We start from the raw sequence: 14,170 nt of genomic DNA, 5'->3' as shown, positions 1-14,170 counted from the left end.
TACTGTCTTTCAACTTTTAAATAACAACGGTTTAGCTATTTTCAATCTAATTTATATTTTTTGTGCACAGAACCTAACCAAAAATCACTTAATTCTCCATTAATAACAATTTTTAGATCATCATCAGCTTCTGGTAAGATTATTACATCTATAGAGTGATTATTATTTCTAAATTCAAAATATATTGATATTAAAATTACTAAAAACCCTAAATACTTGATATTACTATTATTAAAATAAACCATAACAATACAACTGGCTAAAAATATCAAACAACCATAAAATATAGTACGATATTTACGTGATTTATTAATAGTAAGTTCTTGCATGTTATTTACATAAGATCATAACCAAGAGATTTTAATGCTCTATCATCATCAGACCAGCCACTTTTAACTTTAACATGAGTTTTAAGATTTACTTTCATATCTACCAAACGTTCAATATCTATGCGTGAATCTGTACCAATCTTTTTAAGCTTAGCTCCTTTAGCTCCGATAACTATACCTTTTTGACTATCACGTTCAACCAAAATACTTGCATATATATCAACAATATTTTTCTCTTGATCAACCTTATAGCTATCAATCTCAACAGCTATTTGATACGGTACTTCATTACCTATAGTACGCATAATTTTCTCACGAATAATTTCTGAAACCAAAAATTTAATACTTCGATCTGTTACTTGATCATCTTCATAAAAGAAATACTCCGACTCTGGTAGTAGCTTTTCAATTCGTGATTCTAACTCATTAACATTATGTCCTTGCTTAGCTGAAACATAAATCACATCATAAAAGCTTAATTTTTCTTTAATTGATTCAATAAACATTGATGCTTCAAGAGATTTTTTCTTATCAACCTTATTAACTACTAAAAATATAGGTATTTCTGAATATTTTAATTTCTCAACGATATTATCTTCAAGTTCAGTCCATTTACCCATTTCAACCACAAATAAAATCACATCAACATCTTTTACCATAGTTGTTGCTGCTTTATTCATAAATTTATTAATAGCTTTTGGCTCTTTAGTATGAATACCAGGCGTATCTACATATATAAACTGAGTGTCTCCTATAGTTTTTACACCTGTAATCTGATGCCTTGTAGTTTGAGGCTTTCGAGAAGTAATACTGACCTTATATTTAAGTATATTATTTAGTAAAGTAGATTTACCAACATTAGGTCTACCAATTATTGAGATATAACCACATTTTTTCATATAAAAACTCTAAAGAGCAATAATAATAAGATTTTAACAGTAATTACCTAATGTGTCGAAACTATTTACAAAATTTGAGTGAAGGTGTTATAGAATTAAAATTACTTAGAAATATGCCTAGCTACAAACTTAGCTAGTCTATCCATCGCCTTTTCTAATTCAGACATTTCATTTGCACAGCTAATTCTAGCAAAACCTGCTAAACCAAAGGCAACTCCTGGCATCATTGCTACATATTCTTCTTTTAATAATGCGCTACAAAGTTCAGCATCATCTTTGAAATTTGTATGTTCAATTAACTTACGTAAATCAGGGAATAAGTAAAAAGTACCATCAGCATTTTTAACATCTATATGAGGCATATTTTTCAAACACTTTGTAACAAATTGCTCTTTTTCCTGATATGACTCAGCAAAATAAAGTAAATCTTTAGCCGGCATATTTAAAGCTGTTATTGCGGCATATTGAGATATAGAACAAGCACAAGTAGCAGATTGAGATTGAAATTTTTTCATAGCATTATTTAGAAACTTTGGAGCAATTGTAAAACCAACTCTCCAACCTGTCATTGCAAAGTTTTTTGATACTCCACTAGCTATCACATATCTATCCGCTAAATCTGGAGCAACTTCTGTGATTAATGTAATTCTATCTTTAAAAAATAATTGATCATATATATCATCACCAATAATCCAAATGTTTGGATATTTTCTTAAAAGATTAGCTAAGTCTTCAATGCATTTTTTTGAATAAATTAAGCCTGTTGGATTATTTGGTGAATTAATAATTATAGCTTTAGTTTTATCTGTAATATGCTTCTCAAGATCAGCCACATCTATTTCAAAATTATTTTCAAACTTTGTCTCAACAGCTATTGGTTTGGCACCTGTTAAAGCAATCATATCAGGATAAGATACCCAATATGGTGCAAAAAATATAGCTTCATCACCCTCTTCTAGTATACAATTAAAAATATTGTGCAAACTGTGTTTAGCACCAGATGTTACACATACCTGGTCTGCCGCAAAATCAACACCATACTCTCTCTTATAACGAGCTACGATTGCTTCTCTTAATTCTTTTAAACCATCAACATTTGTATATTTTGTAATATTTTTATTAATAGCTTCAATACCAGCTTTTTTAACAAGCTCAGGAGTATTAAATCCAGGCTCTCCAATAGCAAGTGACACAACATCATTACCATCATCTTTGATCTGTTTTGCTAATGCTGCCATTGCATTTGTTGGTGAAGTTGAAACATTCTGAATCTTAGTATTTAGCGATGCCATTTTTGTTCCTTATAACTTTTCTACTTTAAATTTATTTTCTTTAATTTCAATACATGTGTAATTATCTACATAGGTATATAAATCAGAATCTACCAAAGGTTCTGATAATACTACAAAACCATCTTTCTTCTTACCCTTTTTCTTTACAGCTAGAGTATCTATGATGTCGTTATAGCTTATATAGTATAGCGATGGTCTATCACCAATGGTAGATATTTTTAGCGAACAAGAAGTTTCTCCATTTGAATATGCAATACTTGCTTTTACTTTCTCGTGCAAACCATTTCTAGCTTGAATCTTTTTAATTTGATTTACAGATTCAACTATAGCCTTTTTAGCATCATTTTCTAATCCATTTGATAATGCTAGCAAAAATAATGCTTCTGAATCTGTTGAACCAAATCTAGATTTAAAGTACTGAGGTTTAATGAGTTGTTCAATTTCTTGGCGAATATCATCAAAATCTCCTATTGCACCATTATGCACAAACATATGTCTACCAAATTTAAAAGGATGACAATTCAAACGTGAAGTTGGCGCGATAGTACTAGCTCTAACATGAGCCATAAAGTTTTTGCTTTTTATATGTTTTGCTAATGATATTAGGTTTTCATTATTCCAGGCAGGTAATGGATCTCTATATATACCAGGCTCTTTATGTAGATTAGTGTACCAACCTATTCCAAAACCATCGCCATTAACTGGAACAGCTCCTTCAGATGAGTGTATACTCTGATGCATTAAAGAGTTTTCCGGATCTACTAAGAGATCACTCATTTTTATTTTATCACCATGGTACATAATCCATCTACACATAACTACTCCTTAGTCTTCCAATGTGAGGTTCCTCTAAGATATACAGGAAACACTTCTTGTGTTAAAGTTTGTCGAGATTTTTGCTTAGTATACAAGCTATAAACATACTCGATGACATTGCTAACATCTAATTGGAAATCATCATTCTGAATATGTAATTCAGAAATACTATCGCCAATAAGCTCATATCCTTCATAAAGACTTTTCGAATATTCTTCTAATTTATAGACATTCTCAGAGATTATTTCATTATCAGTTGTATTATATAACCCTAAATAAAAATCTCCCATTCTAGCATCTAGAATGACTGCGACATTCTCTGAATTAGTTTTTGTACTTTTTGCAATAGTAAACATACTTGAAAAACCAATAATAGGAATATCTAGACTAACTGCAAAACCTTGGCAAATAGCCGCGGCTAATCGAACCCCAACAAAACTACCTGGACCAACACCATAAGCAATAAAATCTAATGATTTTTTGTCAATATTGGCTTTTTCAAAAATCCCTTTAATCATCTCTAAAAGGTATTTATTATGTTGGCGAGGGATTTCTCTTGTATCACTATAAGTTTTGCTACCTACTGATAAAGCAATTGAACAATATCTACTTGATGTATCTAATACTAAAAAATTCATCTTTTAACCAATAACTTGTTTAACTTGATAGTTCTTATTTAAAACAACGAACTCCGCATCAAATCCGACTTTGATCTGGCCTTTTTTTAACCCTAGTGATTTTGCCTGATTTGTACTACTCATTTTAACAGCATCATGTAAGCTACAGTTTGTGAACTTCATAACATTTTCTAATGCCTTATTCATACTCAAAACACTTCCTGCAAGAGCCCCATTTTCTAGTCTTGCCTGACCATCTTTTACTATTACTTTTTGTCCGCCAAGCTCAAATATACCTTCCCCAGCACTTTGAGCTGACATTGCATCTGTAATAAGAGCAATATTATCAGAACCTTTTATTTCATAAGTAAATTTAATCATATCAGGATGTAGATGTATACCATCAACAATCAACTCAGCTAAAACTTTCTTTGACATTAATAAAGCAGTAGCAGCTCCTGGATTACGGTGTTCAATAGGGCTCATAGCATTAAATAAGTGAGTTGCATGACTACATCCTTGATCTATTGCCTGAAGAGTTTGTGCCATTGTACAGTTAGTATGGCCTATAGAACTTATTATATTTTTATGATTACAAAACTGAATTACCTTATTAGCGTTTTTTATCTCTGGAGCTATAGTTATCTTTTTTATTAAACTACCACAAGCATTATGCCAGTTAGCTAACTTATCAACCTCAGCTTCTTGAAGATAGTTTGGATTTTGAGCACCTATCTTCCCAGAAGATATAAATGGTCCCTCTAAATGAACTCCTGCTATCTTAGCACTTTCAATACTAGATTGATCATTATATAGTTTAATAGCCTGCATTGATTTTAAGATTTGCTCATTAGGTGCTGTCATAGTGGTTGCAAGGTAACTTGTAACACCCTGCTTATAAATTGACTTTGAAATTACATCAAGAGCATCAACATCTCCATCCATAACATCAGCTCCCTTTGATCCATGAATATGAATATCGATAAATCCAGGTATAACATAGTCATCAGATCTTAAGCTAATTATAGGAAGATTAAAATCCTTTGCTTTTACTTGATCAACTACAGCTTTGATAATATTATTTTCAACTACTATATCTTTATTCTCAAAACCTGTTTCCGTGTAAATTTTTGCATCTTTTAAAATATAGCTTTGCATATAAAAGCCCTAATAGGTAAAATCTTGCTTTATATTAACTAAATTTATTATTTTTATCTACAATGTTACATTGGTTTCCTGGGCATATGCATAAAGCTACTAAAGAGTTTCGCAAGAAAATGTCCTCTATTGATATTGCTATCGAAATAGTTGACGCTCGTATTCCTGACTCTAGTAGCAATCATGTTCTAGAAGAAATTGTTGGTGATAAACCTATTATAAAGATACTTTCAAAGAATGATCTTGCAGACCCAAAAATCACTAAAGAATGGCTTAACTACTACCATGGAAGTGCTATTGCTGTAAATACTCTACAAGATAAAAACATTGTTAAAAGAATTATAGATTTAGCACAAAAGAAATGTCCTAATAGAGGTACTGTGCTAAAACCAATTAGAGCTATTATCTTTGGGCTACCTAATGTTGGTAAATCTACTATGATAAATAAGCTAGCTGGTAGAAAAGTTGCAAAGACTGGAAATGAGCCAGCTGTAACAAAACTTCAGCAGCGTATTGATATTAGTAAAAGTTTTATGATCTTTGATACTCCTGGTATCATGTTTCCTAGCCCTAAAAGTGAAACTAGTGGCTTTAGAATTGCAAGTATTGGTTCTATTAGAGATACTGCGATGGACTATGAAGCTACAGCATCTTACTTATTAGATTTTCTTAAAGAAAAAAATACTAATAATTTCTTAACTCGTTACAGCTTTATAAATAAAGAAGAATTTCTTGAAAAACATCCTCAAGAAATTATTAAAGATATTTCAGGAATAAGGACTAACTTTAATATCAAACAAGCTGCTAAAAATATAGTCCATGACTTTAGAGCTGGACATTTTGGTAAAATATCTTTAGAAAATCCTGAAACTATACAGACTGAAAAAGAGCAAATATTAATAGATGGAGATAATCAAAATATCCTCTCAGAAAAGTAATATATATTTATACTAAACTTTAATTTAATCATTGTCTATTTATATGTAGAAAATACCTATTTGTCTTAAATATAAGCTAAAGCTGTTATATAATTTAGGTAATATATTTTATTAGAAGCTGTGATAGATGTCTGAAAAAGATAACTCAAATAAAACTACTAAAGAAAGAAGTAAACTACTAGCTCCAGAAAAGAGAGGTAATAAAAAAAGTAAGTTTCTGATCTCTGAAGGCAAAACTAAGAACAAAGCTTCTAATAATAAGAAACTTCTAATAGATGAAACTGATAATGAAATTTCTAATGAAAATGAGTTTTTAGTATCTGAAGATCAAAGTGATGATAACGAAACTAATGAACTTTTAACACCTAAAGATCAAAATACTGACAAAAGTTTTGATGAGAATGATAAGCTTATAGAATCTCAAAATCAAAACGATAACAAAAAATCTGATACAAATTCTGAGCTTTTAAAATCTGAAAATGAAATTGATAATGAAACTCTTAATGAAAGTGATGAATTTTCTGAATCTAAAGATGAATTTGATAGTGAAACTCCTAATAAAGATAGTGAGCTCCTAATATCTGATGATGAAAACGATAGTGGAACTCTTGATGAAAGTGATGAAACTTCTCCACCTAAAGACGAGTTTGATAGTGAAACTCTTAATCAAAATAGTGAGCTTCTAATATCTGATAATGAAATTGATAGTGAAACTCTTAATGAAAGTGATGAAACTTCTCCACCTAAAGACGAGTTTGATAGTAAAAATCCTAATAAAGATAGTGAGCTCCTAATATCTGATGATGAAAATGATAGTGAAACTCTTAATGAAAGTGATAAACCTTCTACATCTAAAGACGAGTCTGATAGTGAAACTCCTAATCAAGATAATGAAATTTTAATATCTGATGATCAAAATGATCATGAGCCGTTAGTGTACAATGAAGAAAGTAGTATTGAGTTAACTGAACCGGCGACATCAAAAAAGAAAAAAATTATTAGAGTTCTAATCGGAGTAGTTATAGTTGGTGTTTGTGCTGCTGGAGTTAATAAATATATCGATTATAGACACGAAGTATTTTTGCAAGAATATGCTAAAGCTATTATTAATATTAAAAGTAAGAATGTAAAAGGCTATAAAGCTGCTTTTGAAATATTACAAGATCTAGCAGATGATGATGAAGCCATACCTTCGGATTACTATTATCTTGGATATCTGTATCAATATGGATTTGGTACACAAAAAAACTACTCCAATGCTTACAAGTATTATAAAAAGGCTAATACTTCACAAGCATTTTATCAATTAGCTATTTTGTACAAATATGGTCAAGGTGTAAATAAAAATAATGATAAAGCATTAGAGTATTTCAAAAAGTCATATAAATTAGGTAATAAAAAAGCTCTTGTTGGCTTAGCAAATTTTCTTGAAGCTAACCCTAGGCTTATATCTACTACTGATCCAGAGATTTTATATCAAATTTATCTAGCATATAATTCTAGTGAAATAAAAGAGAATAAATCTGGTGAAAAAGATAAATATCTTTCAATAGCAGTGTCTAAAGGCTATGAGCCTGCAACTATTAAACAAGCACAAATATTTGCAAAAAATAAAGATTATCATAGAGCATCAATTTTATGGCAAACACTACTTTATAGCTCTAATATTAAAACAGCTGATCTTGCAGAAAAAGAAATGGCTAAAATAGAAGACCTGATTAAACAACAACGTGAAAAAGAATTAGAGCAAGAAACTTCTAAAAAAGAAATTGTAGAAAAAAAACCTCAACCTAAAATTAAGCCTAAGCTCAAAAATGAAAAAGTAACGCAACAGCAGATAGAAGCTAATAGGAGAATTGGCTTAACTATCCCTAAGCAAAACCTTAAAAATCTAAATGGACTTGTATATATTAATCTTTTAAATACTGACAAAGAAAAACTACATAATTTTTACAAGAGTATCTCTGGCATAGAAATTGAGAATGATTGGATAATTAACTCAAAAAATAGCAACTCTAGTTATATTAATAACCTAATAGATCTTGATCAACTTAAACATAATAAATCATCATTAAAGTTTGACTTTGGTAATACAAGTAGTACTAATAAATATGAAGGTTTAGTGTATTATTTTTATAATAATGATAATGAGCTTATCCAAAATATCATTAATAATATAATTCAAAATAAGCCCAAGGAATCATCTCTAATACCAAACTTAACGAATGACAATTTATCAATTGATGAGTCATCAAATAAAAATGTTAATAATAAAGCAAAAATACAACAAGAACAGGGAAATGTTCTAGAGAAATTAAAAGAAAGAAAAACTGTAAATACTCAGAAACAAACACAACAAAAGAATCAAGACAAAAAGAAAGGTAATCAAATACAACTGACATATAAAGAGAAAATCCAAAGAATGCAAGTATTTGCCCAGAAAGGTGATTATAAAGATCTATATAAACTTGAGCATGCTGCTAATGATGGTGATGTTTACGCAATTTACTATATGGGAGTTTACTACTACAACCTTAAAGATTATAAAAAAGCTATGGAATACTTTAAGAAGGCTGCTGGTAAAAATTATGGTCCTGCAGATTATATGCTTGGTAATATGTATTATGATGAAAAAGAAAATGGTATATCTTACAATAAAGAAAAAGCTGTAATGTACTATAAAAGAGCTGCTAATTTAGGTGTTGCAAATGCTGAGCATATATTAATGCTCATGAGTTAAGAGAATATATAATTTGTTATTTATAAACTCCATCTTTCCAATGCTTACGGCATACTGAAACATATTTAGTATCTGTCTCTTTCAAAGAATCATCATCAACAATTATAGGATTACCATCTTTTATAGCTTGTCCATTTTGTACCATCATATTAAAGCTAGCTTTTTTACCACAGTGACAAATTGTTTTAACCTCTTCTAAGGTATCTGCTATAGCTAATAATAAAGCAGCTGTCTCAAAAGGTTCTCCTAAATAATTAGTACGTAAGCCATAGCAAATAACTGGAATATTTAACTCATCAACAATTTCTGCTAACTGCCATACTTGCTTAGGTTTAAAAAAATGTATCTCATCAATTAATACACAGTCTATAGACTCTTGCTGATTATACTTTTCTACAAAACTATAGATATTATCCTGATCCGTCAAAGAGTATGCATCTTTATCAATACCTATACGTGACTTGACTTTATTTAACCCAGCCCTTTTATCTACTGCAGAAGTCAGAATTAGTGATTTTCTACCACGATCTTCATAGTTATAAGCTACCTTTAAAAGATCTAAGGTTTTACCTGCATCCATTGATGAATATCTAAAATATAACTTTGCCACACTTACTTCCTTATTTATTGCCAGCTACCATACATTGGATTTGGCATAATAAAATATTTAGAACCAAATTTCTCATATGCTTTTGAACTAGCTTTTTGCATACTTTGTTGTTTCATATTAGGAAAATCTTGAACATTATCACCAAAATAAGCTATAACTTCATGAGCAGGCAATTTGTTTGTTAAGATTATATTTTTATTATATTCTCCAGTTTGTACAGCTTTAAATCTTGGATTTTTATTAAATTGCTCTTTACCATCATCTTTATTTGAGAAAAGAACTTGATCAAAGTAAATACCCTGCTGTTTTAAATTTTTAATAGTAGCATCAAATTCATTTTTATCGTTACCACCTCTATTAGTTACAAAACTAACATAGCCACCTAATTTATGTATTAAATTAGTGAACTTTACAGCTCCTGGTATAGCAATAGCATTTGCTTTATTGTACATACTTTCTTTGAATTTATAATCTTTATAGTTATTATACTCATTTGCAGAGCTATCTAATGCAGTTTCATCAATATCTAAGATAACTCCCCAAGAGTCCTTTTTAAGCTTATCTTTTTTTACTTCATCCTCTATTTTTTGACTTGCAATATTGTAAGCTTGGTAATCTAAAGCCTTCCTCTCAGCTGAAACATGATACCACTTAACTCCATCAACATTAGGATTACACCCTACAGCAAATACAGAACTTGAAGCCCCTACAACTAAAAACAATGCTAAATTTATTTTCTTTAATATCATAAGTTTCTCCTAAATCTGAACTTTTCTAATTATATTAATACCATGGCGGATTGGTAAAACTAACGACTCTAAATCATTTCTTTGATTTATATACTTATTAAATTCATCAAGGGCCTTAGCACGCTTATCTTGCGGATCTAAAACTTCTGCTCGCCATAAAATATCATCTACTATAATAATGCCATTATCAGACATTTTATTTATCAACATATCAAAATAGCTCTGTGTTTGTTTTTTATCAGCATCAATAAATGCTATATCAATATTATTAGGTAAGCTTGGTAGTATATCTATAGCATTTCCTTCCAAGTACTTTATCTTTGGATATTTAGATATAAATTCTTTGGCCACATTTTCACCTGATTGGTTAGGTCTATCAATAGTATATACATCAATATCCGCTGAAATCTCAGCCATTGCTATAGCAGACATCCCTGTAAATGTACCAACATCAACACATACTTTGGCCTTACTAGTAAATACAAAGAACTGTAGTAATTTAGTTACTATTTTCTCTGATAGCATTTGAGCACCATGAACTTGTTCTTTTGTTTGAGAACTTAGTTGGCTAAGATTAATGGATAAATCACTAGTATGGTCAAGACAATACTGCCAAATAGCATCTTGAGTAAATTGATTTTGCTTCATTATGAAGATATTTTTTATAAAAAACTTTTAGTATTTTGCATTAATGCAAATAATTAGTCTAGCCTCAAAAAGTGCTTTTATTTTATTTTTATGGTAGAATTTGTGCGCATTTTACTATAAATAACTATCTTGTATATAAAACGAGAAATAAACTAAAGAATTAAAGGTTTTATTAAATGAAAGAACAAAAAAAGGTTTTTATCAAAACTTTAGGTTGTCAAATGAATGAGTATGACTCTGCTAGAATGCATGAGGTTTTAGATGAAAACTTTCATACAGTGAAGACAGATGATTATAAAGATGCAGATATCATTCTAATCAATACATGTTCTATTAGGGAAAAAGCTCAAGAAAAAGTATTTCATGAGTTAGGAAGATGGAAAAATCTTAAGAAAACCAAAGAAGACCTTGTTATAGGTGTTGGTGGCTGTGTTGCATCTCAAGAAGGTGAAAATATAATTAAAAGAGCTCCATTTGTTGATTTAGTTTTTGGCCCACAGACTATTCATAGACTTCCAGAAATGATCAAACAGAAAAAGCAAACTCAAAAGTCGCAAGTTGATATTTCATTCCCAGAAGTTGAGAAGTTTGACTACCTACCTGAGCCAAAAGCTGAAGGTGCTAAAGCATTTGTGTCTATTATGGAAGGATGTGATAAATATTGTTCTTACTGTGTAGTTCCTTATACTAGAGGCCCTGAAGTAAACAGACCTTTTGAGGATGTGTTAGCTGAATGTGCCATATTAGCAGAGCAAGGTGTTAAAGAAATCACACTATTAGGACAAAACGTAAACCATTACTTAGGTCCAATGGAAAATGGTCAAATAGCTGATCTAGCTTTATTGATACACTTTATTGCTGAGATAGATGGTGTTGAGAGAATTAGATTTACAACATCGCATCCTGTTGAGTTTTCACAAAACCTAATTGATGCTTATGGTAGTGTTCCAGAGCTAGCAAACCATTTACATCTGCCTGTACAGCATGGTTCTGATAGAATTCTTATAAATATGAAAAGAAATCATACTATTTTAGAATTTAAACAGAAAATTAGAAAGCTAAGAGCTATTCGCCCAGATATTACAATATCATCTGATTTTATAGTTGGTTTCCCTGGTGAGACAGAGGAAGATTTCCAAAAGCTACTTGATCTAGTAAAAGATGTTAATTTTGACCAATCTTTTAGCTTTATATATAGTAAGCGTCCTGGTACTCCAGCTTCTGATTTACCTGATGATACTCCTATGGAAGTAAAAAAAGATAGATTAAAAAGATTACAAGATTTGTTAAATAGTAATTCTCAGATTATCTCTAGACAGATGGTTGGTACAAAGCAGCGTATTTTAGTTGAAGGCACATCTAAAAAAGATGATGATGTTTTAGCTGGTAGAACTGAAAATAATCGAATTGTTAATTTTAAAGGCGATAAATCTTTGATTGGTCAGTTCACTACGGTTACAATAACAGAAAGCCTACCAAATTCTCTAAGAGGAGAGCTTGTTTAATATATGAATAAAACTCAATTTGTTTTAGAGCCGTACAATTATGATTCTATGATGCAATTATGCGGTAATCTTGATGAAAATATTCGTGCTATCGAAAATTATTTTAGTGTTGAAATTAAACATCGTGCTGATGAGTTTGAGATATCAAGTGATTCAAGTGCGAATAATACTCAAGCAAAAAGATTTATCAAGTCATGCTATGCTGAGATTTTAGCTGGTAATACAGAGCTAGATTTAGAGCAAATTACAACTATTCTAAATGCAACAGCAAAAGAAAAAACTCCTCAGGCAAAATCTAAAAAGCAATTTGAAGAAGCTGAAGTGCAGCTTAGGAGCAAAAAGCTTAAAGCGCGTACTCATAACCAAGCTATCTACCTAGATAATATCAAAAATAATTTTGTAACCTTTGGTGTTGGACCAGCAGGTACTGGTAAAACATACATGGCTATAGCTTGTGCAGTATCTGCATATGAGAAAGGTGAAGTTAGAAGAATTGTACTTGTGCGCCCTGCTGTTGAAGCTGGTGAAAAACTAGGCTTTTTACCTGGGGATCTAACTCAAAAAATCGATCCATACTTACGTCCGATGTATGATGCTCTTTTTGACTTTATGGGTGTCGAGAAAGTTACAAAACTAATTGAGAAACAAGCTATAGAGATTGCGCCATTGGCATATATGCGTGGTAGAACAATTAATGACTCTTTTATAGTTCTTGATGAAAGCCAAAATACTACCAAAGAGCAAATGAAAATGTTTCTAACAAGGATTGGTTTTAATACTACAGCGGTTATAACAGGTGATATTACTCAGGTTGATTTACCTAAAAATGTAACTTCTGGTTTAAGACATGCTTTATCTATCCTTGATAATATTGATGGTGTAGCTATTAGTTACCTAAAATCAGTAGATATTGTCCGCCATCAGATAGTTCAGAAAATTGTTAACGCTTATGATAAGCATGAAGCTACTAACTAGTCTAAAGGCAGGAAATGATTAGCGTTAATAGAATAGACCATTTAGTATTGACAGTTAAAGATATTAATAAAACTGTTGAATTCTACACAAAACTTGGAATGAAAAAAGAAGTTTTCAAGCAAAATAGAATTGCGTTAGTCTTTAATAACCAGAAAATTAATTTACATTTATTGGGTAATGAATTTGAACCAAAAGCACAAAATGTAAAAGAAGGAAGTGCTGATATCTGCTTTATTGTTGATAATGATCTAAATGACCTTATAAAAGAATTAGATAAAGTAGGAATAGATGTAGAGGAAGGAATAGTTAATAGAACAGGCGCTACAGGAGCTATAAGGTCAATATATGTCAGAGATCCTGATAATAATTTAATTGAATTATCAAATTATTAAAAAACATAGAAAGAGCATTAAAAATGGATAATCTAACTCTAAATATCATTAATGATGATGAACACCCCATACCGGGTAAAGATATACTAAATGAATGCTTTAAACTTGTTGCAGATAAACATAATATTGCTCAAGCTGAAGTGAATGTAAGCATTGTCTCAAATGATGAAATCCAACAAATAAATAAACAGTTTCGTAATAAAGATAAACCTACGAATATTATATCTTTTGAATTTGATAGACCAGAAGGTTTACCTGATGATATAGTAGATGATTTCTTAGGTGACATTGTTATTGCTCCTAAAGTATTAGAGCAAGAGGCAAAAAGACAAAATAAAACTTTAGAAAACCATTGGCAACATATATTTATACATGGTTTGCTACATCTATTAGGTTATGATCACTTAAATGATCAAGAAGCTGAAGAAATGGAAAGTTTAGAAATAGAGTTGTTAGCTAAACTAGGAATAACTAATCCATACCTTATACAAGAGAACTAATT

15 protein-coding genes are annotated in these 14,170 nt (G+C 30.5%); 6 read left to right on the top strand and 9 right to left on the bottom strand.

What is annotated here, in order from left to right; all coding sequences use genetic code 11:
- Positions 1-41: 41 nt before the first annotated feature.
- From AB8E56_RS05885 to nagA, 6 genes are all read right to left on the bottom strand, one after another.
- A complete protein-coding gene (locus AB8E56_RS05885; RefSeq protein WP_329479009.1) occupies positions 42-329 on the bottom strand; it encodes a hypothetical protein in 288 nt (95 codons plus the stop codon).
- 5 nt (positions 330-334) lie between these two features.
- Positions 335-1,228, bottom strand: a complete 894-nt coding sequence (era, locus tag AB8E56_RS05880; RefSeq protein WP_329479006.1) for a GTPase Era — start codon at positions 1,226-1,228, stop codon at positions 335-337.
- Between the two features lie 101 nt (positions 1,229-1,329).
- Entirely contained in the window at positions 1,330-2,520 is a 1,191-nt protein-coding gene (locus AB8E56_RS05875) for a pyridoxal phosphate-dependent aminotransferase (RefSeq protein ID WP_329479004.1), read from the bottom strand.
- A gap of 9 nt (positions 2,521-2,529) precedes the next feature.
- Positions 2,530-3,336, bottom strand: coding sequence for a class II glutamine amidotransferase (locus AB8E56_RS05870; protein ID WP_329479002.1), 807 nt, complete (start codon positions 3,334-3,336; stop codon positions 2,530-2,532).
- Between the two features lie 2 nt (positions 3,337-3,338).
- Positions 3,339-3,974 (bottom strand): tRNA (adenosine(37)-N6)-threonylcarbamoyltransferase complex dimerization subunit type 1 TsaB, encoded by a 636-nt coding sequence (tsaB, locus tag AB8E56_RS05865; protein ID WP_329479000.1) that lies wholly within the window; start codon positions 3,972-3,974, stop codon positions 3,339-3,341.
- 3 nt (positions 3,975-3,977) lie between these two features.
- Positions 3,978-5,111: an N-acetylglucosamine-6-phosphate deacetylase gene (gene nagA, locus AB8E56_RS05860; protein WP_329478997.1), complete on the bottom strand. Its 1,134-nt coding sequence runs from the start codon at positions 5,109-5,111 to the stop codon at positions 3,978-3,980.
- A 62-nt stretch (positions 5,112-5,173) separates the two neighbouring features.
- On the opposite strand from nagA, the gene ylqF reads away from it, so the two are divergent.
- Positions 5,174-6,049 carry a ribosome biogenesis GTPase YlqF gene (ylqF, locus tag AB8E56_RS05855; RefSeq protein WP_329478995.1) on the top strand — a complete coding sequence of 292 codons (876 nt, stop codon included), beginning with the start codon at positions 5,174-5,176 and terminating at the stop codon, positions 6,047-6,049.
- A 127-nt stretch (positions 6,050-6,176) separates the two neighbouring features.
- The gene (locus AB8E56_RS05850; protein ID WP_329478993.1) at positions 6,177-8,789 is read left to right on the top strand and encodes a hypothetical protein; all 2,613 of its coding nucleotides are present in this window, start codon (positions 6,177-6,179) and stop codon (positions 8,787-8,789) included.
- 16 nt (positions 8,790-8,805) lie between these two features.
- Here the strand turns inward: AB8E56_RS05850 and AB8E56_RS05845 are convergent, their stop codons facing one another.
- Genes AB8E56_RS05845 through AB8E56_RS05835 form a run of 3 tightly spaced genes read right to left on the bottom strand, consistent with a single transcriptional unit; the run spans position 8,806 to position 10,796 of the window.
- Complete coding sequence (locus AB8E56_RS05845; protein ID WP_329478991.1) at positions 8,806-9,399, bottom strand: thymidine kinase; 594 nt, start codon at positions 9,397-9,399, stop codon at positions 8,806-8,808.
- Positions 9,400-9,413: 14 nt separating this feature from the next.
- Complete coding sequence (locus tag AB8E56_RS05840; protein ID WP_329478988.1) at positions 9,414-10,148, bottom strand: HAD family acid phosphatase; 735 nt, start codon at positions 10,146-10,148, stop codon at positions 9,414-9,416.
- Positions 10,149-10,157: 9 nt separating this feature from the next.
- Positions 10,158-10,796, bottom strand: a complete 639-nt coding sequence (locus tag AB8E56_RS05835) for a class I SAM-dependent methyltransferase (RefSeq protein ID WP_329478986.1) — start codon at positions 10,794-10,796, stop codon at positions 10,158-10,160.
- Between the two features lie 176 nt (positions 10,797-10,972).
- Between AB8E56_RS05835 and miaB the strand changes: the two genes are divergently transcribed.
- The 4 genes from miaB to ybeY are packed head-to-tail and all read left to right on the top strand — an operon-like array spanning position 10,973 to position 14,168.
- Positions 10,973-12,301 (top strand): tRNA (N6-isopentenyl adenosine(37)-C2)-methylthiotransferase MiaB, encoded by a 1,329-nt coding sequence (gene miaB, locus AB8E56_RS05830; RefSeq protein WP_329478984.1) that lies wholly within the window; start codon positions 10,973-10,975, stop codon positions 12,299-12,301.
- A gap of 3 nt (positions 12,302-12,304) precedes the next feature.
- Positions 12,305-13,276: a PhoH family protein gene (locus tag AB8E56_RS05825; RefSeq protein WP_329478982.1), complete on the top strand. Its 972-nt coding sequence runs from the start codon at positions 12,305-12,307 to the stop codon at positions 13,274-13,276.
- A 14-nt stretch (positions 13,277-13,290) separates the two neighbouring features.
- Positions 13,291-13,668: a VOC family protein gene (locus AB8E56_RS05820; RefSeq protein ID WP_329478979.1), complete on the top strand. Its 378-nt coding sequence runs from the start codon at positions 13,291-13,293 to the stop codon at positions 13,666-13,668.
- Between the two features lie 23 nt (positions 13,669-13,691).
- Positions 13,692-14,168, top strand: coding sequence for an rRNA maturation RNase YbeY (gene ybeY, locus AB8E56_RS05815; RefSeq protein WP_329478977.1), 477 nt, complete (start codon positions 13,692-13,694; stop codon positions 14,166-14,168).
- Positions 14,169-14,170: the final 2 nt, after the last annotated feature.

Source organism: Francisella sp. 19X1-34 (assembly GCF_041102755.1).
GTDB lineage: Bacteria > Pseudomonadota > Gammaproteobacteria > Francisellales > Francisellaceae > Francisella.
Note: the sequence above shows the minus strand (reverse complement) of the source record. Positions and strands in the feature narration are given on the sequence as shown.